Consider the following 24,373-nt stretch of genomic DNA (forward strand, 5'->3'; position numbering starts at 1 on the left):
ATTTGGCGCGCGCGCGGCGTTTCAAGACCGCGGGCGGAGCCTCTTTCGAGTCACTCCTTCATCGCCAGCAGCCGCGCGTCGCCGCCGAAGGAGGCGGTGTTGATCGTCACCGTCTCCTCGCGCAGGAAGCGGCGCAGATAGTCGGGGCCGCCGGCTTTCGGTCCGGTGCCGCTCATGCGCGATCCGCCGAAAGGCTGGCTGCCGACCACGGCTCCGATCATGTTGCGATTGACATAGAGATTGCCGGCCGGCGTGGCCTCGGCGAACATGCGCATGCGCGCTTCTATGCGCGTGTGCAGGCCCATTGTGAGGCCGAATCCATTCGCCGATATTTCATCGATCAGAGTCGACAAATCCTTTTCATCCTCCGCGCGCCATGTCGCAATGTGGAGAACGGGACCGAATATCTCATCGCGCAGATCGCCGGCGCGATCGAGCCGGATAATGTGTGGCGCGACGAAGCTGCCGCTCTTCGGCGCCTCGCCGGCGTAGAGCACGCGCCCTTGCGCGCGGCGCTGCGCCAAATAATCGCAAAGCCGCGCTCTAGCTGTGCTGTCGATGACGGGACCGATGTGTGTCGAAGGATCACGCGGGTCGCCGACGCGCAATTCCTTCGTCGCGCCGATCAGCATAGCGAGCGCGTCCTCGGCGATGTCCTCCTGCAGGCAGAGAAGGCGCAGCGCCGAGCAGCGCTGCCCGGCGGAACGAAACGCCGATGCGAGGACGTCGTCGACGACTTGCTCGAGCAGAGCCGTGGAATCGACGATCATCGCATTGACGCCGCCGGTCTCGGCGATGAGCGGAACAATCGGCCCATTCGACGCCGCGAGCGTGCGGTTGATAGATTGCGCGGTCCCGCTCGAGCCGGTGAAGACGACGCCGGCGACATGAGGATCGGCGACGAGCGCCGCTCCGATCGCGCCGTCGCCCGGAATATAATGGAGAGCGCCATGCGGAACGCCGGCCTCATGCAGAAGCGCGACAGCTTCGCGCGCGATGAGCGGCGTCTGCTCCGCGGGCTTGGCGATGGCGCTATTGCCGGCCGCGAGCGCAGCGGCGACTTGGCCGAGAAATATCGCCAATGGAAAATTCCATGGCGAGATGCAGACGAAAACGCCACGTCCACGCCGGCGCAGGCGATTGTCTTCGCCGGTCGGACCAGGAAGACTCTCTTCCGCGCAGAGCCGTCGGGCCTGTTCCGCATAATAGCGGATGAGATCTGCGGCCTCGCGTATCTCCGCGAGCGCATCGTCGAGCGTCTTGCCGCTTTCCCTTTGCAGCAATGCGATGAGCGCGCCGCGGCGCGCTTCGACGAGATTGGCCGCGCGTTCGAGAATAGCGGCGCGCGCTTCGACCGTCGTCGCTTCCCACGCCGGGAAAGCGCGGGCGGCCGTAATCATCGCCGCGCGCGCTGTTTCGACGTCGGCCTCGACGACGGAGCCGATGAGCGAGGAGTCGTCGATGGGGGAGCGCAATTCGCGTGGGGCGCGCGCGCTGCGCCCTGACGAAGGAGCAGCGTGCAAAATGGCGGGCGCGGCGTCTCTCTCCGCGAGCAATTCGGCGAGCGCGTCACGATCGCCGAATTCGACGCCTTTCGAATTCGCGCGCAAGGGTCGATAGAGATCGGCGGGGAACGGCAAGCGCGAATGGCGCGCGCACGATGCGTCGCCGATGACCTCGCCGGGAAAAGCGAGCAATTCGCTCTCGGGCGTCGCACAGTCGGCGGCGCGCGCGACGAAGGATGAATTGGCGCCATTTTCGATGAGCCGCCGCACGAGATAGGCGAGCAGATCGCGATGTGGGCCGACCGGCGCATAGACGCGGCAGCTCGCGTCATGCTTCTCTGCGAGAAGCGCGCCGAACAGATCTTCGCCCATTCCATGCAGGCGCTGGAATTCATATTGTGTGGGATCGCCCGCGCGCTCGACGATGGTCGCCACCGTGGCGGCGTTATGCGTCGCGAATTGCGGGAAGATGCGCGGCGCGGCGAGCAGAAGATCGGCGCAGGCGACGTAATTCAAATCCGTCATCGCCTTGCGCGTGAAGACAGGATAGTCGGCGAGGCCGCGCTCCTGCGCGCGCTTGATCTCCGTATCCCAATAGGCGCCTTTGACGAGGCGGACCATGAAGCGGCGATCATGCGCCTTCGCGAGCGCCTCCATATGGCCGATCACCGCGGCGGCGCGCTTCTGATAGGCTTGAATCGCGAGGCCGAAACCGTTCCAGCCGGCGAGCGAGGAATCGGCGACGACAGCGTCTATGACGTCGAGCGACAGCTCGAGACGATCCGCCTCCTCGGCGTCGACGGTGAAGACGAGATCGTGCGCGCGGGCGAGGCGCGCCAGTTCCAGCAGCCGCGGCGTCAGCTCGCGCAGAACGCGCGCGCGCGACAATGGCTCGAAGCGCGGATGCAGCGCGGAGAGCTTGACGGAGACGCCGGGCCGCTGCGGAAGCGCGCATGCGCCGGCCTTTGCGCCTATGGCCTCGATCGCCGCCGCATAGGCGGCAAAATAGCGTTCGGCGTCTGCTGCGCTGCGTGCGCCTTCGCCGAGCATGTCGAAAGAATAGCGCCAGCGCTCATCGTCGGCGGCGCGCGCGAGCGCTTCGTCGATCGTCTGGCCGAGCACGAAGTGACCGCCCATCAGCTTCATCGCCTGCCGCGCGGCGCCGCGTAGCGCGGGCGCGCCGAGACGTCGCGCGGCTTGCGCGACGAGTCCGCGCGGAGTCTCATCCGCGGCGAAAATCTTCGTCGATAGGCCGAGCGCGAAGGCGGTGGCTTGCACCAGCAGCGCATCGGAGGCCGGCGAGTGGCGATCGAAGGCGCCGGCGGCGAGCTTGTCGGCGATCAGAAGATCGAGAGTGGAATCGTCGGGCACGCGGAGCAAAGATTCGGCGAGCGCCATCAGCGCGAGTCCTTCGCGCGTCGACAGCGAATATTCCTGCAGCAGAGTCTCGACAGAGGCCATGCTCTTTGGCGCGCGCATCGCGGCGAGCAGACGTCGCGCGAGCTGCTCGATGCGGGCGTTCTGCTCCGCATCGCGCGGCTGCGTCAGGAATTTCGCCGCGATTTCTTCATCGGCGGGAAACCAAGGCGCGTGAAACGGCTCCGGCTCCGGCATGTCATCTGTCCCGAGCGATGTCGGCTCACGTGGAAGAGACGCGAACTCGGCTGTCATCATGGTCGCATGTCGTCATTGAAAAGGTGGGAGTCGTCCATAGTTGTCTCGCAAGCGAGGGCGGGAACACGCGGATCACGAGCGCGCGCGGCGCGAACGTCGCCGTTCCTTTCATTCGACATGAGCATGAAAGGTCGCTGCGGCAAGAGGCGGCCAGAGGGGACGCTCGAATAATGTTGCCAAATGTCGACGATATCGGTCGCTTCGCGCTGTTTCTCGATCTGGACGGCACGGTCGCGGAAATCGCCGAGCGGCCGGAAGCCGTGCAGGTCGATGCGGCGACGATCGAGCTTCTCGGCGCTTTGCGGCGCGCGGCCGGCGATGCGCTGGCGGTCGTCTCCGGCCGCGACATCGCCGTCATCGACGCCTTGCTCAGCCCGTTGCGGCTTCCCGTCGCCGGCGTGCATGGATTGCAGCGTCGCGACGCCGCGGGGCGCATGCATGGCGCCGCTGCAGCCGGCGGCGATCTCGACTCTGTCTTTCGTGTCATCACGGCGGAGATCGGCGGCGAGGAGGGCGTCGTCGTCGAGCGCAAGACAGGCGCGGTCGCGCTGCATTATCGTCTTCGGCCGGAGCTCGAGGAGAAGTGCCGCGCCATCGCCGAGCGCGCGGCGCGCGAGCGGCCAGATCTCGAGATTCTGCCGGGCAAGAAGGTCTTCGAGATTCGTCTGCAAGGGGCGGACAAGGGCGACGTCATAGAGGCCTTCTCGAAAGAAGCGCCGTTTCGCGGCCGCATGCCGATTTTCGCCGGCGACGACGTGACCGACGAGGTCGCCTTCAGCGCCGTCAATGCGCTCGGCGGGCTCTCCATAAAAGTGGGGAGAAGCGCCACATTGGCGCGCTATAGAGCGGCGGACTTGCGCGAATTGCATCGCTGGCTCGCCGATCTCGTGCGCGCGTCGCAAGCGGAGCGCGCGCGATGAGCGATGCGCAGAATCATGAGCGCAAGATCAGCGATCTCGAGCTCGGCGTGGTCGGCAATTGCTCTTTCGCCGCGCTCATCGATCGCGACGCCAGCGTCGTGTGGTGCTGCTTGCCGCGCTTCGACGGCGATCCTGTGTTCCACAGCCTGCTCGGCTCGCCGCCGGACATGGAGGACGGCGGCTTTTTCGCGATCGATCTCGAGGATCGCGTGCACAGCGAGCAGGATTATTGCGGCAACACGGCGGTGCTGGAGACGGTGCTGCATGGCAAGCAGGGCTCTGTGCGTGTCACCGATTTCGCGCCGCGCTTCTTCTGGCGCGATCGTCTCTATCATCCCAATATGCTGATCCGCCGGTTGACGCCGGTGTCCGGCACGCCGCGCATACGCATTCGGCTGCGTCCGCGTTACGATTACGGCGCGGCTCTTCCCAGCCTCACCTTCGGCTCGCATCATATTCGTTATGTCGGCCCGCATTCGGTGTTGCGGCTCACCACCAATGCGCCGCTCGATTATGTGCGCGAGGAGACGCTGTTCAATCTGAGCAGCCCGATCGATCTCGTGCTCGGCCCGGACGAGACATTGCACGAGGGGATTGCGCATACGGCGCGCAATTTCGAGGAGCGCACGCGCGACTATTGGCGCCGCTGGGTGCATCGGCTGGCGATTCCCTTCGAATGGCAGAGCGCGGTGCTGCGCGCGGCGATCACGCTGAAGCTCTGCACCTATGAAGGAACCGGCGCCATTGTCGCCGCGCTGACGACGAGCATTCCCGAGGCGCCCGGCACGCAGCGCAATTGGGATTATCGTTATTGCTGGGTGCGCGACGCTTATTTCGTGGTGCGCGCGCTCAATCGCATGGCGGCGATGCGCAAGATGGAGAATTACTTCGATTGGCTGATGAATATCGTCGCCTCGGCGGCGGGCTCGCATATTCAGCCGGTCTATGGGCTCGGGCTCGAAGCGGAGCTCACCGAGCGCATCATCCCCAATCTTCCCGGCTATCGCGGGATGGGGCCGGTGCGCGTCGGCAATCAGGCCTATCAGCATTTTCAGCATGATTCTTATGGCAATGTGATACTCGGGGTCGCGCAGGCCTTTCTCGATCGGCGCCTGCTGTCGCCGCCGACGCGCATGGATTTCCTGCGGCTCGAGGATATGGGCCGGCAGGCGCTCGCCTGCTACGACAAGCCCGACGCCGGCATGTGGGAGCTGCGCTCGCGCGCGCGCATACACACGACGTCCAGCCTCATGTGCTGGGCGGCGGCCGACCGGCTCGCGCGCATCGCCGATTACATCGGCGAGCCGGAGCGCGCGCGCGATTGGCGCGTCGAGGCCGAGCGCATCAAGCAGGTGATTCTCGAGCGCGCCTGGTCGCAGAAGCGCCAGGCCTTCGTCGAATCGCTCGATGGCGAATATCTCGACGCCGGCGTGCTGCTGATGACGGAGGTCGGCTTCATCGACCCCAATGATCCGCGCATGGTCTCGACGCTCGAGCAGATCGAGCGCGCGCTCGGCCGCGGCGCGCATATGATGCGCTATGAGGCGGCGGATGATTTCGGCGAGCCGACGACGGCCTTCACCACCTGTTCCTTCTGGCGCATCGACGCGCTCGCCCGCATGGGTCGGCGCGAGGAGGCGCGCGATTATTTCGAGGCGCTGCTCGCCCAACGCAATCGGCTCGGCATGATGTCCGAGGACATAGACGTCAAAACCGGCGAAGCCTGGGGAAACTATCCGCAGACCTATTCCATGGTCGGCGTCATCAACTGCGCCATGAGGCTGTCGCGTTCTTGGGAGAAAGCCATATGAAACGCTTGGTCGTCGTCTCCAACCGCGTCGCCGATCCCGGCTGCAGCCAGGCCGCCGGCGGACTCGCGGTGTGCATTCTCGACGCTCTGCGCAAGCGCGGCGGCGTATGGTTCGGCTGGAATGGCGAGATCGTGCCGGACGATGCGGATATCGACGTATCGCGTGTGAAATTCGACGAGCTGACGCTCGCCACTATGCCGCTCACCGAGCGGGATTATCGCGATTATTATCTCGGCTTCGCCAATGCGGCGCTATGGCCCGTGCATCATTACAGGCTCGATCTCGCGCGCTTCACGCAAGAGGCGATCGACGGCTATCGCCGCGTCAATGATCGCTTTGCGGAAAAGCTTGCGCCCATGCTCAAGAGCAATGATCTCGTCTGGGTGCATGATTATCATTTCATTCCGCTCGGCGCGGCGCTGCGCGAGCGCGGCGTCTCCAATCGCATCGGCTTTTTTCTGCATATTCCGTTTCCGCCGCCCGATGTGCTCTGCGCCATGCCGGAGCACGAATGGCTGATGAGCGCGCTCGTCGAATATGATCTCGTGGGCTTTCAAACCAAGACCGATCAAGCCAATTTCTTGCGCTTCATGTGCGACTTCATGCAGGGCGAAATGCTGACCCCCGATCTCGTGCGCGTCGGCGGCAAGACGGTGACGGCGTCTGTCTTCCCGGTCGGCATCGACGTCGATTCTTTCGCCGCCATGGCGGAGAGCCCGAGCGCCGCCAAGCGCATCGAAAGGCTGCATCGCGCCGGCGAGCCGCGCATAAATGTCATCGGCGTCGATCGGCTGGACTACACCAAAGGCTTGCCGGATCGCTTGCGTTCGTTCAAGCGCCTGCTCGAAATCTATCCGCAGAATTGCAAGGCGGTGACGCTGATGCAGATCGCGCCGCCGACGCGCGAGGATGTGCAGGCCTATGCCGATATTCGCCACGAGCTGGAGGCGCTGTCGGGCGAGATCAACGGGCAGTTCGGCGATTTCGACTGGACGCCGGTGCGCTATCTGCATCGCCGCGTCGATCGCGACACTCTGGCGGCGCTCTATCGCGGCTCACAAGTTGGGCTGGTGACGCCTCTGCGCGACGGCATGAATCTCGTGGCCAAGGAATATGTCGTGGCGCAGGACGCCGAAAATCCCGGCGTGCTGGTGCTGTCGCGCTTCGCCGGCGCGGCGGAGGAGCTGCAGGAAGCGCTGATCGTCAATCCTTACGACGCCGATGAGGTCGCCAATGCGATGCAGAGGGCGATCGTGATGCCGCTCGCCGAACGCAAGCAGCGTCACGCCGCGCTGCTCGCGCGCGTGCGCAAGCATGATTCTTTCAATTGGATGGATGGATATTTGCGCGCGCTCAGCGCTTGCCGCATGCCGCTGGCTGCGTGACGAGGCCGCCCAGCAACATCATCGAACGGCGCGCGCTACAGCATGATCGGCGCGGACCCTCATCCGACCCTCGCTGACGCGAGGGCCACCTTCTCCCGCAGGCGGGAGAAGGAAGCGCGCGTCGAGATTATTACGCCACCGCGGCCGATTTGCCGCGCGCGCGCTTGCGCTCATTGGGGTCGAGGTAGGTCTTGCGCAGGCGGATCGACTTGGGCGTGATCTCCACCAGCTCGTCGTCCTCGATATAGGCCAGCGCCTTCTCCAGCGTCATCTTGATCGGCGGGGTGAGGCGCACGGCCTCGTCCTTGCCGGCGGCGCGGATGTTGGTCAGCTGCTTGCCCTTGAGGACGTTGATCTCGAGGTCGTTGTCGCGCGTATGCTCGCCGACGATCATGCCGCGATAGACCTTCCAGCCCGGCTCGATCATCATCGGACCGCGATCCTCGAGCTTCCACATGGCGTAGGCGACGGCCTCGCCCTGCTCGTTGGAGATCAGCACGCCATTGCGGCGGCCGGCGATTTCTCCCTTATAGGGCGCATATTCGTGGAACAGGCGGTTCATGATCGCCGTGCCGCGCGTGTCGGTGAGAAGCTCGCCCTGATAGCCGATGAGGCCGCGCGTCGGCGCATGGAAGACGAGGCGCAGGCGATTGCCGCCCGAGGGGCGCATCTCGATCATCTCGGCCTTGCGCTCGGACATTTTCTGCACGACGACGCCGGAATGCTCCTCGTCGACGTCGATCACGACCTCCTCGATCGGCTCCAAAATCTCGCCCGCCTCGTCCTTCTGGAACACGACTTTCGGACGGGAGACGCCGAGCTCGAAGCCCTCGCGGCGCATGGTCTCGATCAGAATGGCGAGCTGCAATTCGCCGCGGCCGGAGACGATGAAGCTCTCGCCGCCGGGCGAATCCTCGACGCGGAGCGCCACATTGCCCTCGGCCTCCTTGAACAGGCGGGCGCGGATCATGCGGCTCGTGACCTTGTCGCCCTCGGTGCCGGCGAGCGGCGAGTCGTTGACGAGGAAGGTCATGGAGAGGGTCGGCGGGTCGATCGGCTGCGCCTGCAGCGGCTCATTGACCTCGAGCGCGCAGAGCGTGTCGGCGACGTTGAACTTCTCGAGGCCGGCGATGGCGACGATGTCGCCCGCCTCGGCCTCGTCGATCGGCTGGCGCTCGATGCCGCGGAAGGCGAGAATCTTGGAGACGCGGCCCTGCTCGACGACCTTGCCGGAGCGGTCCAGCACCTTCACCGCCTGATTGGGCTTCACGCTGCCGGCGAAGACGCGGCCGGTGATGATGCGGCCGAGATAGGGGTTGGCCTCGAGCAGCGTGCCGAGAATGCGGAAGCCGCCTTCCTCGATCTTGGGCTCCGGCACATGCTTGATGACGAGATCGAATAGCGGGGCCATGCCGTCCTGCGGGCCGGTCGGCTCCTCGGCCATCCAGCCCTGCTTGGCGGAGCCGTAGATGATCGGGAAGTCGAGCTGCTCGTCGGTGGCGTCCAGCGCGGCGAAGAGGTCGAACACCTCATTCACCACCTCGCTGATGCGGGCGTCGGGCTTGTCCACCTTGTTGATGGCGACGATCGGCTTCAGGCCGATCTTCAGCGCCTTGCCGACGACGAATTTGGTCTGCGGCATCGGGCCTTCGGCCGCGTCCACCAGCACGATGGCGCCGTCCACCATGGAGAGGATGCGCTCCACCTCGCCGCCGAAATCGGCGTGGCCGGGGGTGTCGACGATATTGATGCGCGTGTCCTTCCAGGCGATGGAGGTCGCCTTGGCCATGATGGTGATGCCGCGCTCTTTCTCGAGATCGTTGCTGTCCATCACCCGCTCGGCGACCCGCTGATTCTCGCGGAAGGCGCCCGATTGCCGGAGCAGCTGGTCGACGAGCGTCGTCTTGCCGTGGTCGACGTGGGCGATGATGGCGATGTTGCGGAGCTTCATGAGATTAGGGCCGATCGGTTCGCGGGCGAAGCGCGGCCCGGCGCTCCTTTCGGGCGCGAGGCGGACCGCGGCTTTTTGCAGTGCGGCATCTCATACAGGAGCCCGACGCGAATGGGAAGCGTTGCGGCAAGGTTCGCCGCACGCCGGCCCCGCCCGCGGGCGGGAGCGGGGCGCGTCACGGCCCGGAGAAGCGCTCCGGCTGCGTCGCCCGGATGAAATCCCCGACCGAGGAGGACATTCCGACGCCGTAGGTCACGCCCGTGTCGATCCGCTCATAGACATTGTCGATCCCTCTCGGGGTCTCGATGGTGATCCAATTGACGGAATGGCTGCCGACTCCGGCGGTGGTGAAGCGGGACCAGCGGCCGAACTGCCAGACGGCCATCGGCTTTTCCGTGGTGAAATCGTTCCAGGGGCCATGGGTGGTGACGGAGCCCGAGGGCAGGGAGGGGAGCCCGACGCCGAGCCCGATGCCGACATAGACATACATGCAGGCGATATTATTGGTCGTGTCCCAGACGGTGAAAACGGCGAAGTCGACCAATGGCCCGCCACCGAGCTTGAGCCGCATGAATTTCGCCAGCCGCGAGGCATGAGCGGCGGAGATGGCCGTCACCATGGCGATTCGGAATTTCTGGCTGATCTTCGGCCGGGGCGGAACCTTCTTCGGCGGCCGCGGATCGGTTCGGAGCTTGGGCATGATCCAGAGCCGGACCGCCCGGTCGCGCTCGTCATCGAGCGCATGGGTCTGCGCCTCTTCCTCGCCGATGGCGTTGGGCTCGATTTGGCTCCCCTCGACGCCATGATCGAGGAGATAGGCCTGGACCGTCCCCACCCGGACCATGGAGGTCTCGATGTTCCAGTCATTGGTTCCGACGCGGCTCGCCGAGCCGGTCATCCAGACGAATCCGTGATTTTGCGCCAGAAGCGGGACGACGCGCTCGGCCAGAAACTTCTGGTGCTCCGTCTTCAGCGGACGAAACTTGCGCTTGTCGAAATCGTCGAAGTCGAAATTATAGAGCAGGGCCTTCAACATGCCGGCGCCGCTGAACATCGGGTCGATCTCGACCTTGCCGGGACCCGTGGGTCGAAACATCGCGCGCTCCATTCGATCGTGAAAAAAGATTTGCGCGGGAAAAATGCCGCGCCACGGTCGAATTATGCTTCGAGAGCGTGCCCGATCTGTGCGCTGGCGCACAGATGTTGCGCTATTCCGCGATGCGAATGCTCTTGAACGGCGTCACCGAGCCCTCGCTCTTCGTCTCGCAGAGCGTGCGGCGGCGCTCCTGTATCGCGAGCCGCGCCTGGTCCAGCGCCAGCGAGACGACATGCAGCGCCGTTCCGTCCATATTGCGCAGGCGCAGATCGGCGACGGAGCTGACCAGCGCCTGGTCCAGCTCGCGCTCATAGCTGTCGAGCTCGGCGAAGTCCTGGGCGGCGCGGGCGGCGGGCAGAATCTCGAGCAGGCGCTCGATCAGCTGCTCGGATTGCTCATGCGTCTTCGTCCTCATGCGGCTGGCCAGCGCCGCGGCGGCCGAGCCGAGCAGCGACGCCAGCATCGCGCCGAGATAGATGAAGTCGCTGTATTTGTCGAAGAATCCGCGCTCGTTGCCGTCGATGAAGTCGATCGCGCCCTGATGCGCCGGGACCGCCGCATTCTTGTCGGTCGAGGGCGCCTCGATATTATTGGCGATCGGCGCGAGCGCGGCGATGGTCGATCTATGGGTGAGGAACTGGCGGGTCGCCTCCCCGGCGACGCTCGCCGGGATCGAGGCGCGCGCGACCAGGAGGACGGCGACGCTGGTCGTCTCCAGCGCCTTGTCCGGGCGCGGCGGGTCGCCGCCGAAGGCTCCATGGACGATCTCGGTCGATTCGAGGGTCGGATAACGCTTGGCGATGGCCTGAGCTTCCGACACGGGCAGGAAGACCGGCGGCTTGCCGGCGCCGGCGACGATCTGGTGAATGATCTCGCTCGCCGAGCCGATCTGCGGGACGGCCACCAGAAATACGGCGTCTACCTTGCGCGCCTTCAGCGCCGCCTCGACCTCCGCCGGCTGCAGCGTGACTGTCGCAAATCCTTGTTCGGGAATGTCATATTGAGCCAGGATTGTCTCGAGCAGCCGGACATTGCCGCGGCCGCTGACGATCTCCTGGACGACGCCGATCTTCTTGCCGCGCAGATCGGCGACGCGCTTGATCTTGGAGCCGCTCGGCGCGACCAGCACGGCGGCGTTGCGATGCAGGACGACGATGGCCTGCGCGGAAGGCGGCAGCGCGTCGCTGCGCGCCACGGCGAGATCGACCGAGCCCTGCTCGAGCGCGGCCGCCGCGGCGGCGGAGTCTGCGACCGGCACGACCTTCAGCCGCACCGGCTCGTGCTGATGCGAGAACGCCTGCGCCGCCGCGGTGAGCAGGCGGTAGTCCTGCGCGCCCTGGGCGACGGCGACGCGCAGCTCGGTCGGGCGATTGTAGAGATACAGCGCAGTCGCCGCCCCGCCGACGAGGGCGAGGCAGACGATCAGCGCCGCGAGAATGGTTCGCAGCATGGGATCGGCCTCGGGTTCGAAACCGAGCTTCCTCATATAGTGCGACCGTTTCTCGATTTATCGAAGGCGAAGTCGTGGAGGCGGGAGCGTTTCTGGTCCCGGGCGTTTCCGGCCCGTGTCCGGCCGGAAACGCTTCTTTCTCGGCTCGGCCTCAAGGCTTCGCTTTCGCGCCGCGGGCGCCGCGCTTGGCCAGCGTGCGCAGGCGCAGCGCGTTGAGCTTGATGAAGCCCTCGGCGTCGCGATGGTCATAGGCCACCGCGCCCTCCTCGAAGGTGACGAGCTCCTTGTCGTAGAGCGAATAGGGGCTCTCGCGGCCGACGACATGGACGGAGCCCTTGTAGAGCTTCAGCCGCACGCGGCCGGTGACGAGCTCCTGGCTCTTGTCGATCAAGGCCTGCAGCATCTCGCGCTCCGGCGCGAACCAGAAGCCGTTGTAGATCAGCTCGGCGTATTTCGGCATGATCTCGTCTTTCAGATGCGCCGCGCCGCGGTCCAGCGTCACGCTCTCTATGCCGCGATGGGCGATGAGCAGAATGGCGCCGCCGGGCGTCTCGTACATGCCGCGCGACTTGATGCCGACGAAGCGGTTCTCGACGAGATCGAGCCGGCCTATGCCATGGGCGCGGCCGAGCTCGTTGAGCTTGGCCAGCAGCGCGGCCGGCGTGAGCGCCGCGCCATCGACGGCGACGGCGTCGCCCTTCTCGAAATCGACGGTGACATATTGCGGGACGTCCGGCGCCTTCTCGGGATCGATGGTGCGAGAATAGACATAATCCGGCACTTCCTCCGCCGGATCCTCGAGCACCTTGCCCTCCGAAGAGGTGTGCAGAAGATTGGCGTCGACCGAGAAGGGCGCGTCGCCGCGCTTGTCCTTGGCGATCGGAATCTGGTTCTTCTCGGCGAAATCGATGAGCGCGGTGCGGGAGGTCAGGTCCCATTCGCGCCAGGGGGCGATGACCGTGATGTCCGGCTCCAGCGCGTAATAGCCGAGCTCGAAGCGGACCTGGTCGTTGCCCTTGCCGGTGGCGCCGTGGCAGACGGCGTCGGCGCCGAGCCGGCGGGCGATTTCGATCTGCTTCTTGGCGATGAGCGGGCGGGCGATCGACGTTCCGAGCAGATAGAGCCCCTCATATTGGGCGTTGGCGCGGAACATGGGGAAGACGAAATCGCGGACGAACTCCTCGCGCAAATCCTCGATGAAGATGTGCTCGGGCTTGACGCCCAGCAGCTCGGCCTTGGCGCGGGCGGGCTCCAATTCCTCGCCCTGGCCGAGATCGGCGGTGAAGGTCACCACCTCGCAGCCATAGGTCGTCTGCAGCCATTTGAGGATGATCGAGGTGTCGAGGCCGCCGGAATAGGCGAGAACGACGCGTTTGATGTCTTTCTTGGAGCGGGTCATTCGAGATTCTTCTTTCGGCGCCGCCTCGCGCGGGCGCGCATCGCGCCGCGACTATAGAGGCGCGCCGCGCGCGCGCAAGCCGGCGCGGGCGCTCTCGTCAGGACGGCCGCGGCGCGCTACAATGCGCCATGACCATCAAGCGAGCGGCGCCGGGGACGACGGCGCGGGGCCTCACGCCGGCGCGCCGCGCCGCGCTGGACATTCTCACCAAGGCGAACCGGCCGGTCGGCGCCTATGAGATGATCGATCTTCTCGCCGACGAGAGCGGCAAGCGCCCGGCGCCCATCTCGGTCTATCGGGCGCTCGGCTATCTTCTGGACCAGGGCCTCGCGCATCGGCTGGCCTCCCGCAACGCTTTCGTCGTCTGCGGCCATGCGCATGAGGCCGGCGAGCCGGTGATCTTCCTCATTTGCGACGAATGCGGCGAGGTGAGCGAGGCGACGAGCCCGGAGCTGACGCGCGGCCTCGCCGGCCTCACCGCGGCGGCCGGCTTCCAGCCGCGCACGCGCGTCGTCGAGATCGCGGGCCTGTGCGGACGCTGCGCCGCGGCGGAGGGGAAAGCGGGCTGAGCCGCTCCTTCTCGAGAACTTTACCATCGGGAAAAGGATTGGTGTCGACGCGGCCGCCGAACTTCGCCAATATCAGCGATCGCGCCCCAGTTGTTATCGACGGCCCGTGTGGAGCGGGGATCGGCGCCAGAGTGATGTCGACTCCCTCGACGAAGAGGGAATCGCAACCGTTACGTCTACCCTGAGCAGACAATGATGCTCATATGACAGGAGACGAGCTTCCCGCCGCGACCGGCACAAACCTTGCCTCGAATGCCCTGAGCTCGGTCTTTTGGCCATCGACAGGGGTGGGGCGGTCGACGGCGAAGACGAGAGGGCGGCCGATGGATTTCGAGCCGTCTCGGGAATCGTGAGCCATAGCGCTCCAGCGACAGGTGCCCCATGACGAACTCCGACGTTTTTGCGGATTTTGCGAGGTCCTACAGAGGCAGAAGAGCCGTCGAGATGACGCTCTCCGAATACCTCGATCTATGCCGCGAGAATCCGAAGACCTATGCGAGCGCAGCGGAGCGCATTCTCGACGCGATCGGCGAGCCGGAGCTGATCGACACATCGCGCGACCCGAGGCTCGGCCGCATCTTCATGAACCGCACCATCCGCGTCTATCCGGCCTTCGCCGAATTCTTCGGGATGGAGGAGACGATCGAGCGGATCGTCAGCTTCTTCCGCCATGCCGCGCAGGGGCTCGAGGAGCGCAAGCAGATCCTCTATCTGCTCGGCCCGGTCGGCGGCGGCAAATCCTCCCTCGCCGAGCGCCTGAAGGCGCTGATGGAGATCGATCCGATCTATGTGCTCAAGGCCGGCGAGGAGCTGTCGCCCGTCTTCGAGAGCCCGCTCGGCCTCTTCGATCCGGCGACGGCGGGCGACATGCTCGAGCAGCGCTACGGCATTCCGCGCCGGCGCCTCAACGGGCTGATGAGCCCCTGGTGCCTCAAGCGTCTCGACGAGTTCGGCGGCGACATCACCAAATTCAGCGTGGTGAAGATCACGCCCTCGCGCCTGCGCCAGATCGCCATCGCCAAGACCGAGCCGGGCGACGAGAATAATCAGGACATTTCCTCGCTCGTCGGCAAGGTGGATATTCGCAAGCTCGAGAATCTCGCGCAGGCGGACCCGGACGCCTACAGCTATTCCGGCGGCCTCAACCGCGCCAATCAGGGCCTTCTCGAATTTGTCGAGATGTTCAAGGCGCCGATCAAGATGCTGCATCCTCTGCTGACGGCGACGCAGGAGGGAAATTACATCGGCACCGAGAATATCGGCGCAATTCCCTTCTCCGGCATCGTCATGGCCCATTCCAACGAGGCGGAGTGGCAGAGCTTCAAGAACAATCGCAACAATGAGGCCTTCATCGATCGCATCTATGTGATCAAGGTGCCTTATTGCCTGCGGGTGACGGAAGAGCAGCATATCTACGAGAAGCTGCTGCGCGGCTCCGAGCTGGCCGAGGCGAGCTGCGCCCCGAGCACGCTGGAGATGCTCGCCCGCTTCATCGTGCTCTCGCGCCTGAAGCCGCATGAGAACTCCAATCTCTTCTCCAAGATGCGCGTCTATGACGGCGAGAGCCTGCGCGAGGTGGACCCGCGCGCGCGCAGCATGCTCGAGTATAAGGACGCCGCCGGCGTCGACGAGGGCATGGACGGCTGCTCGACGCGCTTCGCCTTCAAGGTGCTGGCGGCGACCTTCAATCACGATACGGTCGAGGTCGCGGCCGACCCGGTGCATCTCATGTATGTGCTGGAGCAGTCGCTGCGCCGCGAGCAGATGCCGCCGGAGATCGAGAAGCGCTATCTCGAGTTCATCAAGGCCGAGCTCGCGCCGCGTTACGCAGAATTCATCGGCCATGAGATTCAGAAAGCCTATCTAGAGTCCTATCAGGATTACGGACAGAATCTCTTCGACCGTTATATCGACTATGCCGACGCCTGGATCGAGGATCAGGATTTCAAGGACCCGGACACGGGACAGCTGCTGGACCGCGACCTTTTGAACCAGGAGCTGACCAAGATCGAGAAGCCCGCGGGCATCGCCAATCCCAAGGACTTCCGCAATGAGGTGGTGAAGTTCGCGCTGCGCTGGCGCGCGGCCAACGAGGGGCGCAATCCCTCCTGGGCGAGCTATGAGAAAATCCGCGACGTTATCGAGCGGCGCATGTTCTCCCAGGTGGAGGAGCTGCTGCCGGTCATTTCATTCGGATCGAAAAAAGACACCCAGACAGAAAAAAAACATGCAGAATTCGTAAGCCGCATGATGGCCCGCGGCTATACGGAGCGTCAGGTGCGCCGTCTGGTCGAGTGGTACATGCGCGTAAAACAGGCCGGCTGATCGTAAGGCGAGCCGGCGAAGAACGGGTGATGGAACGATGCACATCGTCGATCGTCGGTTGAATCCCGGAGGCAAGAGCTTCGCGAACCGTCAGCGCTTTTTGCGCCGCGCCAAGGATATGGTGGAGAAGGCGGTTCGCGAGGCGAGCAAGGACCGAGCGATCGGCGATCTCGAGAGCCCCGGAGAGATTTCCATTCCCTCCGAGGGCACGCGCGAGCCCACATTCCGCCACACGCAGGGCTCGCGGCGCGATCTCGTGCTGCCCGGCAATAAGGATTATGTCGAGGGCGATCTCATCGAGCGTCCGCGCGGCGAAGGCGAGGGCGAAGGCGGCGGCGGCCAGGTCGGCCGCGGCGATGGGCAGGAGGACGCCTTCCGCTTCATCCTCTCGCGTGACGAATTTCTGAGCATATTCCTGGACGATCTCGAGCTGCCCGATCTCGCCAAAAGGCGCGTCGCGCAGACGGAGAAGGAAGGTCTGCGCCGCGCCGGCTACACCACCACCGGCACGCCGGCCAATCTCGCGCTGCATCGCACGCTGCAAACGTCGCTCTCGCGGCGCATCGCGTTGAAGCGGCCCAAGCAATCGACGGTCGACGATCTCGAGCGCCGCCTCGCGGAGGCGCAGAGCCGCGACGACGCCGAATCCGAGCGCCTCGCCGCCGAGCTCGAGGCGCTGCGCAACAAGAGGTCGCGCATCTCCTATCTCGATCCGATCGATCTGCGCTATCGCCGCTTCGAGCGTTTTCCGAAGCCGGTGACGCAGGCGGTGATGTTCTGCCTCATGGACGTCTCCGGCTCCATGACCGAGCATATGAAGGATCTCGCCAAGCGCTTCTTCATGCTGCTGCATGTGTTTTTGACGCGGCGCTACAAGCGCGTGGAAATCGTCTTCATCCGCCATACGGATCGCGCCGGCGAGGTGGACGAGGACACATTCTTCCGCTCCGCCGAGACCGGCGGCACGATGGTCTCCTCCGCTCTGCAGGAGATGCTGAAGGTCATTCGCGAACGCTACGATCCGGGCGTGTGGAACATCTACGCCGCGCAGGCCTCGGACGGCGACAATCTCTCCAGCGACAATCCGCAGACGCGCGAGCTGCTGCAGAATCACATTCTGCCGCTGTGCCAATATTTCGCCTATGTGGAAGTGAGCGGGCCGAATACCGAGACGCATGGCTATGTGCCGCATCACGGCCAGAGCTCGCTATGGCTCACCTATGCCGCGCTGCAAAAGGAAAATGAGAAATTCCAGATGCGTCGCGTCTCCCGGCGCGAGCATATCTATTCCGTGTTCCGGCAATTGTTCCAACGGCGCGCGGCCAAGACGGCGGAGGTCGGCTGATGCGCGGCGAGCTGCTCTATGAAGGCAAGGATTGGGATTTCGGCACGATCCAGCGCATCCACGATGCGGTCGCGGGCATTGCGCACAAGGAGCTCGGGCTCGATACATTCGCCAATCAGATCGAGATCATCACCGCCGAGCAGATGCTCGACGCCTACGCCTCGACCGGCATGCCGCTCTTCTACAAGCATTGGTCGTTCGGCAAGCGCTTCGCCCAGCACGAGGGCATTTATCGCATGGGGCTGCAAGGCCTCGCCTATGAGATCGTCATCAACGCCGATCCCTGCATCAGCTACATAATGGAGGAGAATTCCGCCACTATGCAGACGCTGGTGATCGCGCACGCCGCCTTCGGCCACAATCATTTCTTCAAGCATAATTACCAGTTCCGGCAATGGACCGATCCAGAAGGGATTCTGGATTATCTCTCCTTCGCCAAGGCCTATATCGCCAATTGCGAGGAGCGCTACGGCCATGCCGAGGTGGAGCGCCTGCTCGACGCCGCTCATGCGCTGATGCCGCAAGGCATAGACCGCTATCCGCGCAAGCGTCCGCTCAATCTCCATATGGAGGAGAAGCGCGAGCAGGATCGCAAGGAGGAGCGCGAGCGCGTCTATGACGATCTGTGGCGCACCGTCCCCGGCCGCGCGCATGGCGCGAAGCAATTGGCCGGCGACAAGCGCCGCGCCCTGCTCGGCCTGCCGCAAGAGAACATCCTCTACTTTTTGGAGAAGGCCGCGCCGCGTCTGAGACCCTGGCAGCGCGAGGTGCTGCGCATCGTGCGGCTCATCGCGCAATATTTCTATCCGCAGCAGCAGACCAAGGTGATGAACGAGGGCTGCGCCACCTATTGCCATTATCGGCTGCTGGGTCGTCTGCACGAGACCGGGCGGATCGACGACGGCAGCTTCCTCGAGTTCCTCACCTCGCACACCAACGCCACGCGGCAGCCCTTCTACGACAGCCCGTCCTATAATGGCGTCAACCCTTATGCGCTCGGCTTCGATATGATGCGCGACATAGAACGCATCGTGCGCGAGCCGACCGAGGAGGACCGCTATTGGTTCCCCGAGATCGCCGGAACCGGCGATGCGATGGAGGTGCTGCGCCATGTCTGGGCGAATTACCGCGACGACAGCTTCATCGCGCAATTCCTGAGCCCGCGGCTCATTCGCAATTGGCGGCTGTTCCATGTCGTCGACGATCGCGAGCAGCCGCATCTCGAAGTGTCGTCGATCCACAATGAGCGCGGCTATCGTGATCTGCGCCGCAGCCTCGCGGCGCAATATGACGTCGGCGGCTATGCGCCGGACATTCAGATCGTCGATGTCGATCTCGCCGGCAATCGCAAGCTCGTGCTGCATCATCGCGTGCGCGACGGCAAGATGCTGGAGCTGACCAACGCCGCAATGGTGCTCGGCCATCTCGCCAATCTCTGGGGCTATGAGGTGCTGCTGCAGGAGATCGACGCCGGCACGGAGCAGGTGCTGAAAGAGCATATGGTGCGGCCGGAGGCGGGGTAACGCGGCGTCTCGCCTCTGCGGCCGTCATTGCGAGCGAAGCGAAGCAATGCAGAGCCGCCCTGCGGCCCCTGGATCGCTTCGTCGCTGCGCTCCTCGCGATGACGCCCCGAAAGAAATGTGGCGGACCTCATCCCGTCTCCCGGCTTCCATTTCCGGCGAGACTGTGCGACGGCTGCGCGAACGCTTCGCCTCACGCATGCCGCAAGAATGACCATCAAGCGCAAATACCACCATGGCGCCCTCAAGGAGGCGCTGGTCGAGGCTGCGCTCGAGCTGCTGGCGGAAGGCGGGCCGGCCAATCTCAGCCTCGGCGAGGCGGCCAAGCGCGTCGGCGTCACGGCGGCGGCGCCCTATCGCCATTTCGCCAGCCGGGAGGATTTGCTGAACGAGGTCGCCCGGCGCGGCTTCCTCTCCTTCGGCTCGGCGTTGGAAAAAGCCTGGGACGAAGGACGGCCGGAGGCGGCGGCCGCCATGTGGCGCATGTGCGCCGCCTATCTCGCCTTTGCGCGTGAGGAGCCGGGCCTCTACGCCGCAATGTTCGGCTCGGCGGCGACGCTGGCGAGCGAGCCCTCCGCCGACGCCGCCGATCATGCGCTGGATATTTTGTGGCGCTCTGTGGTGGCTTTTCTGCAGCAGCGGGGCGTTCCGGCGCAGGGCGCGCGCAAGCTGGCGCTGCAGCTCTGGGCGCTCTCCCATGGCGTCGCCATGCTGACCATCTCCGGCCATCTCGACGCCGCCAAGGGGCTTGATCCCGTCCCCGTGCTCGACTCCGCCGCGCGCAATCTCATGGAGTCCGCCGTCCGCCGCGCGGAGACCTCCTCCGTTTAAGTCTCCGCCCGCCGCGCGAGACGGGCGGAGCGCTCCTTCAGCGCGTCATAGATCGGCTCGTTGCGGCAGACGGCGGCGATGGCCATGGCCGCGAAGCAGGCCGCCAGCATGGGCAGCAAAAGCTCGGAATTATCGGTCATCTCGGTGATGAGGATCATGCCGGTGAGCGGCGCGCGGACCACGGCGGCGAAAAACGAGGCCATGCCGATGAGCGCGAATTTCATTCCCATGGTCAGCCCGTCCTCGCCCGGAATCATGAGGCCGAAGAAGAGCCCGATCTCGGCCCCGAGCGCCAGCAGCGGCGCGAACAGGCCGCCCGGCGTCCCCGCCGCATAGGAGACGACGCCGAGCGCGAAACGCAGCGCGAAGACCAGCGGCAGCACGTCGAGCGCATAGGCGCCGTCGAGCGTCTTTTGCGTGAGATTATCGCCGCCGCCGACGAGATCGGGCGCGAGAAAGCCGATGGCGCCGACGCCGGCGCCGACCAGGGCGGCCTTCGCCTCCGCCGGCAAGGGCGAGCGATCGGCGAAGTCCAGCGCGCGGAGAATGGCGCGATTATAGGCGAGGCTGGCGAGCCCCATGGCGGCGCCGAGCGCGAGGCCGAGCGGAACGTCGAGCGGCCCGACAGGATAATGCGTCGCGACGCGTAATTCCGGCTCCGGCCCGAGCAGCAGCCGCACGACCGATATGGCGCCGACCGAAGCGCCGAGCGCTATGGTCGCATGGCGCATGTCGAAGCGGCGAAGCAATTCTTCGAGCACGAAGGCCGCGCCGGCGAGCGGCGCGTTGAAGGCGGCGGCGAGCCCGGCTCCGGCGCCGGCGGCGAGCAGCGATTGCTGGTCGCGCCAATCATAGCGCAAATAGCGGCCGAACTGATGCGCGAGCGTCGCCCCCATCTGCACCGACGGCCCCTCGCGGCCGAGCGCGAGGCCGGCGCCCATCGCCAGCACGCCGCCGATGAATTTCACCGGCAGCAGCAGCGGCGGGGAGGGCGGCTCGCTGCCGTCGATCACCGATTCGACATGCGGAATGCCGCTTCCCACCGCCGCCGGGACGAAACGGCGCACGAGATAGGCCGCGAGCCCCGCGGCAAGCGCCGCGCCGGCGACCATGATGGCGAGGCCCAGAACCGGGCGCTCCGCGAACTGGTCGGGAATGGCCATTCTCATGCGCCCGGCGGCGTCGAGCACGAGGCGGAACACGCCGCAGAGCGCGCCGACGGCGACCCCCGCCAGCAGCGAGACGGCGCCGAGCGAAAAGAGGCCGCGCAGCTCGGACGGCGGCTCGGGCGTCTCCTCGGCGGGGGCGGCGTCGGCGATATGGGATTCGATCACGACATCGCTGGTCTCGCCGAGCAGCAGCAGGCGCTCCGCTCCAGCGACGCCGACCAGCGCCAGGCGGCGCGAGCGGCCGAGCGCCAGCGCGACCGAGGCGGCGCGCGCGCGGCCCTTGCGCCTGCGGCGGCCGAAGGCGAGACGGAACAGAAAAGGCAGCGCCCCGGCGCCGATGAGCGTCGCCAGAGCGAGGAGCGCGCTTGCGTCCACGTCGGAGAAGTCGGTCATGGAAACGATTCGCGAGAAAGGTCGCGCGCAGGATAGCGCGCCGCGGCGCGAGAGACGAAATCAGCGGCGACGCGCACGGGAGGCGGAATCTTCGGCGGGCCCCTTGCGAAACAACAATGTTAATGTATGTTACATTCACATTGCGGCGGCGGCGCGCGGATCCACCGCGCGCGCCCGCGATGAGCGAAGGAACTGGAGAGTCCGAACATGGGCTGTCATCGTCACTCCCGCACTGGTCACGAATCTCACTATCGCTTCGGAGACGGCGGACGGCCCTGGAAGCCGCTCGAGCTGCTGGCGATGGTTCTGGGCTTCATCGTCTTCTGGCCGATCGGCCTCGCCATCGTTCTCTTCAAGGTGTGGCAGCGGAAGATGGGCTATGAGGGCGATCTCTTCGCCTTCGCGCAGGAGCGCGCGGCCGACGTCCAGGCCCGCTGGAAGGAGGCGACCGGCCAGCCCGGCCCCACCGGCGGCTGGCGTGGTCCGGGCTTCATGCGCTCCTCGGGCAATGTCGCTTTCGACGATTGGCGCGAGAGCGAGCTCGCCCGCCTCGAGGAGGAACGCCGCAAGCTCGCCGAGGCGGAGCGCGAGTTCGCCGAGCATATAGACGAGCTGCGCCGCGCGCGCGATCGCGCGGAATTCGAATCCTTCATGCGCGCGCGCCGGGACCGCGGCGAGCCGCAGAGCTGATCCAAATGCGAGAAGGGCGCGTCCCGCGGGACGCGCCCTTTTTTGTTACTTGCAGCTCGTCAGCGGATCGACGCAATAAGCGACATTCTTCCAGCTGAAGACGCTGGGCGTGCGCGCGTCGATCGTCAGCCGCAGCCATTCGCCGGGCGCATTGGTCGAGCCCTGGACGGTGATGCGCGTGAGATTGGCCGCCGCCGCCGCATTGTGAATCTTGCCGGTCGCGCTCGACGGATCGGCGAGCGGACGATCCGATCCATAAAGATGTGAATCGCCGTTGATGAGCAGCACCGGACGACGGAAGCGCACGGCCTGGTTCGCCAGCTCGCGCACGAAGCCGGTGTAGCGATCGAGCCCGTCGCCGCCCGCCGCCAGCGCGGCCGGGTCCCACATATCCGCCTGCAGGCCGATCACCACAGCGGCCGCATGCTCGCGCTCGGCGAGATTGAAGGCGGCTTGCAGCCAGCGAATATCGGCGTCGGTGCGGGCGGCGATCTCCGCCTCGCGCGCGGTCTTGTCCTCCACGCTGCTCCAGGGCAGGCCGTCATTGTCCGAGCCCGGCATGTTCACCGTCACGAAGACGGTCCGCGCATCCATCCAGATCATATTCTCGACGAATTGCGCATCGGCGGGATAGGAGGGCGAGAAATATTTCGCCTGGCTGTAGACCTCCATGTCGTGGAGGCCGAGCGTCCAGCCCGGCCGCGCGAAGAACAGGCTGCGCACGGCGGCCAGCTCCTGCAGCGGCTTGCCGGAGGACGACTCCTTCGACTTGTGGCAGTCGGTCCATTCATTGTCGCCCGGCGTGTAGACGACCGGCGATTTGAACTTTTGGAAGGCCGCGAAAATCTGCTGATTCCAGCCGGGATTGGACGCCGCGATCGGCGGCAGCGTTCCGGCGCTGGTGCAAGGCATGCTGCCGGAATGAATGTCGCCGACATGCATCACCAGGCTCACCTCGGGATCGGAATTGACCGAGTCGAGCAGCAGATTGGCGTTGTTCAGAAGGTTGAGATTATAGGGCCAGTCGCCGAACACGGCGATCGTGGTCTTTTGCTCGTGGCGCGGCTCCAGCCGCCGCTCCAGGCCGCGCTCATCGGCGTCCGCGGAGACGCCGCTCGCGAGAACAGTCGCCAAAAGCGCTATCGAAAATCGTCTTGCGCGCATGAAAAATCCCCCAGCCTCGGCCGAGCGCGAAGTTGCGCTCTGGCTTCAGCCGGCCCGATTACGACGCGCGCATGACGGTGGAATGTCGCTCGCTGCGGCCGGATTCGCGCGGGCCGAGGGTTTCGCGCCAACGTCCGAGAAGCGTTGACGTTAACCACATTTCTCGACGCCGCGTTAACGCTCCGCCGTCATTGTCGCGGCATGGCTCGCCGCATAACGCCATTGCTGCTCCTCGCCCTCGCGCCGCTCGCGGCGGCGGGGCTGTCGGGCTGCGGATTCATGGCCAAGCCGCAGCGCCCGGCCTGGCGCGCTAACGCCGAGAACGCCTGCCTCGCCGAAAAGCGCGTGCAGCCCACCGCCTATGTGCAATTCGCGCCGGAGATCGACGGCCCGGGCATTTGCGGAATGACGCGGCCGCTGAAGGTGACGGCGCTGCAGGGCGGCGCGGTGACGTTCAACGCGCGGGCGACGCTCGACTGCTCCATGGTGGCCGAGCTCGACCAATGGCTCGCCGATGTGGTGCAGCCTTCGGCCATGGCGCGCTTCGGCCAGCCGGTGGCGCAGATCAACTCCATGGGCTCCTATTCCTGCCGCGGCATGAACGCTCAGGCGGGCGCGCCGCTCTCGGAACATTCCTTCGGCAATGCGCTCGATATCGGCGGCTTCGTGCTCGCCGACGGGCGCGAGATTTCCATCGTGCGCGATTGGACGCGCGGCGAGCAGCAGGTGAAGGATTTTCTCGCCGAGGTGCATGGCGGCTCCTGCCGGCATTTCACCACTGTGCTGTCGCCCGGCTCCAACGCCTTTCACTACAATCATATTCATGTCGATCTCGCTATGCATGGCCGCAATGGCGATCGGCATATTTGCAAGCCGGTCCCGCGCGACGTCGCGCCGCCGCCGGGCCAGGACCCGCAGCTCGTCGCCCATGGGCCGGACGACGACGATGTCGACACGCCCGGCGCTCAGCCGCCGCTCGCCGCCTTTCAGGCGCAGGCCTCGCGCAGCGTCAATGACAGCCTGATCCTCGCCGCGCCCATGCCGCCCGTGCGGCCGAAGCCATCGGCGCTCTCGCCCGAAGGCGCGCCGAAGGATTGGGACGTCACCTCCAGCATCCGCCCGCATCGCTGATCCGCTCGCGGTTGCGCGGGGCGAATGGTCGGCGGCATGATATCG

General features: G+C 65.4%; 17 protein-coding genes. 10 read left to right on the plus strand and 7 right to left on the minus strand.

Annotated elements, in window-relative coordinates; all coding sequences use genetic code 11:
- Positions 1–50: 50 nt before the first annotated feature.
- On the minus strand, positions 51–3,119 hold the full coding sequence (gene putA / locus METLW4_RS0118250) for a bifunctional proline dehydrogenase/L-glutamate gamma-semialdehyde dehydrogenase PutA (RefSeq protein WP_018267677.1): 3,069 nt from the start codon (positions 3,117–3,119) through the stop codon (positions 51–53).
- A 230-nt stretch (positions 3,120–3,349) separates the two neighbouring features.
- Between putA and otsB the strand changes: the two genes are divergently transcribed.
- From otsB to otsA, 3 genes are read left to right on the plus strand one after another with little or no spacing between them, the layout of a single operon-like run.
- Positions 3,350–4,099, plus strand: coding sequence for a trehalose-phosphatase (otsB, locus tag METLW4_RS0118255; protein ID WP_018267678.1), 750 nt, complete (start codon positions 3,350–3,352; stop codon positions 4,097–4,099).
- Entirely contained in the window at positions 4,096–5,910 is a 1,815-nt protein-coding gene (locus tag METLW4_RS0118260) for a glycoside hydrolase family 15 protein (protein ID WP_018267679.1), read from the plus strand. The genes otsB and METLW4_RS0118260 overlap by 4 nt, the downstream gene beginning before the upstream one ends.
- Positions 5,907–7,295, plus strand: coding sequence for an alpha,alpha-trehalose-phosphate synthase (UDP-forming) (gene otsA, locus METLW4_RS0118265; protein WP_018267680.1), 1,389 nt, complete (start codon positions 5,907–5,909; stop codon positions 7,293–7,295). Before METLW4_RS0118260 ends, otsA begins: the two co-directional genes overlap by 4 nt.
- A gap of 130 nt (positions 7,296–7,425) precedes the next feature.
- Here otsA and typA read toward each other — a convergent pair whose 3' ends face one another.
- The 4 genes from typA to METLW4_RS0118285 all read right to left on the minus strand — a co-directional run bounded on the left by typA (position 7,426) and on the right by METLW4_RS0118285 (position 13,191).
- Complete coding sequence (typA, locus tag METLW4_RS0118270) at positions 7,426–9,246, minus strand: translational GTPase TypA (RefSeq protein ID WP_018267681.1); 1,821 nt, start codon at positions 9,244–9,246, stop codon at positions 7,426–7,428.
- Between the two features lie 175 nt (positions 9,247–9,421).
- Positions 9,422–10,342 carry an OmpA family protein gene (locus METLW4_RS0118275; RefSeq protein WP_026191612.1) on the minus strand — a complete coding sequence of 307 codons (921 nt, stop codon included), beginning with the start codon at positions 10,340–10,342 and terminating at the stop codon, positions 9,422–9,424.
- A gap of 112 nt (positions 10,343–10,454) precedes the next feature.
- Positions 10,455–11,792 (minus strand): TAXI family TRAP transporter solute-binding subunit, encoded by a 1,338-nt coding sequence (locus METLW4_RS0118280; RefSeq protein WP_157235234.1) that lies wholly within the window; start codon positions 11,790–11,792, stop codon positions 10,455–10,457.
- Between the two features lie 151 nt (positions 11,793–11,943).
- Positions 11,944–13,191, minus strand: a complete 1,248-nt coding sequence (locus tag METLW4_RS0118285; RefSeq protein ID WP_018267684.1) for an argininosuccinate synthase — start codon at positions 13,189–13,191, stop codon at positions 11,944–11,946.
- A 128-nt stretch (positions 13,192–13,319) separates the two neighbouring features.
- Between METLW4_RS0118285 and METLW4_RS0118290 the strand changes: the two genes are divergently transcribed.
- The 5 genes from METLW4_RS0118290 (at position 13,320) to METLW4_RS0118310 (ending at position 19,781) form a co-directional block, all read left to right on the plus strand.
- Entirely contained in the window at positions 13,320–13,760 is a 441-nt protein-coding gene (locus METLW4_RS0118290; protein WP_018267685.1) for a transcriptional repressor, read from the plus strand.
- A 381-nt stretch (positions 13,761–14,141) separates the two neighbouring features.
- Positions 14,142–16,085 carry a PrkA family serine protein kinase gene (locus tag METLW4_RS0118295; RefSeq protein ID WP_026191613.1) on the plus strand — a complete coding sequence of 648 codons (1,944 nt, stop codon included), beginning with the start codon at positions 14,142–14,144 and terminating at the stop codon, positions 16,083–16,085.
- 37 nt (positions 16,086–16,122) lie between these two features.
- On the plus strand, positions 16,123–17,430 hold the full coding sequence (locus METLW4_RS0118300; protein WP_018267687.1) for a YeaH/YhbH family protein: 1,308 nt from the start codon (positions 16,123–16,125) through the stop codon (positions 17,428–17,430).
- Positions 17,430–18,953: a SpoVR family protein gene (locus METLW4_RS25310; RefSeq protein WP_018267688.1), complete on the plus strand. Its 1,524-nt coding sequence runs from the start codon at positions 17,430–17,432 to the stop codon at positions 18,951–18,953. The genes METLW4_RS0118300 and METLW4_RS25310 overlap by 1 nt, the downstream gene beginning before the upstream one ends.
- 207 nt (positions 18,954–19,160) lie before the next feature.
- Entirely contained in the window at positions 19,161–19,781 is a 621-nt protein-coding gene (locus METLW4_RS0118310; RefSeq protein WP_018267689.1) for a TetR/AcrR family transcriptional regulator, read from the plus strand.
- Here the strand turns inward: METLW4_RS0118310 and clcA are convergent.
- Positions 19,778–21,343: a H(+)/Cl(-) exchange transporter ClcA gene (gene clcA / locus METLW4_RS0118315; RefSeq protein ID WP_018267690.1), complete on the minus strand. Its 1,566-nt coding sequence runs from the start codon at positions 21,341–21,343 to the stop codon at positions 19,778–19,780. The two genes, METLW4_RS0118310 and clcA, sit on opposite strands and share 4 nt — an antisense overlap.
- A 207-nt stretch (positions 21,344–21,550) precedes the next feature.
- Between clcA and METLW4_RS0118320 the strand changes: the two genes are divergently transcribed.
- A complete protein-coding gene (locus tag METLW4_RS0118320; RefSeq protein WP_026191614.1) occupies positions 21,551–22,033 on the plus strand; it encodes a DUF2852 domain-containing protein in 483 nt (160 codons plus the stop codon).
- Positions 22,034–22,078: 45 nt separating this feature from the next.
- Here METLW4_RS0118320 and METLW4_RS0118325 read toward each other — a convergent pair whose 3' ends face one another.
- Entirely contained in the window at positions 22,079–23,167 is a 1,089-nt protein-coding gene (locus tag METLW4_RS0118325) for a metallophosphoesterase (protein WP_018267692.1), read from the minus strand.
- A gap of 231 nt (positions 23,168–23,398) precedes the next feature.
- Here METLW4_RS0118325 and METLW4_RS0118330 point away from each other — a divergent pair, with 231 nt between their 5' ends.
- Positions 23,399–24,328, plus strand: coding sequence for an extensin-like domain-containing protein (locus tag METLW4_RS0118330; RefSeq protein WP_018267693.1), 930 nt, complete (start codon positions 23,399–23,401; stop codon positions 24,326–24,328).
- Positions 24,329–24,373: the final 45 nt, after the last annotated feature.

This window comes from Methylosinus sp. LW4 (genome assembly GCF_000379125.1).
Classification (GTDB): domain Bacteria; phylum Pseudomonadota; class Alphaproteobacteria; order Rhizobiales; family Beijerinckiaceae; genus Methylosinus.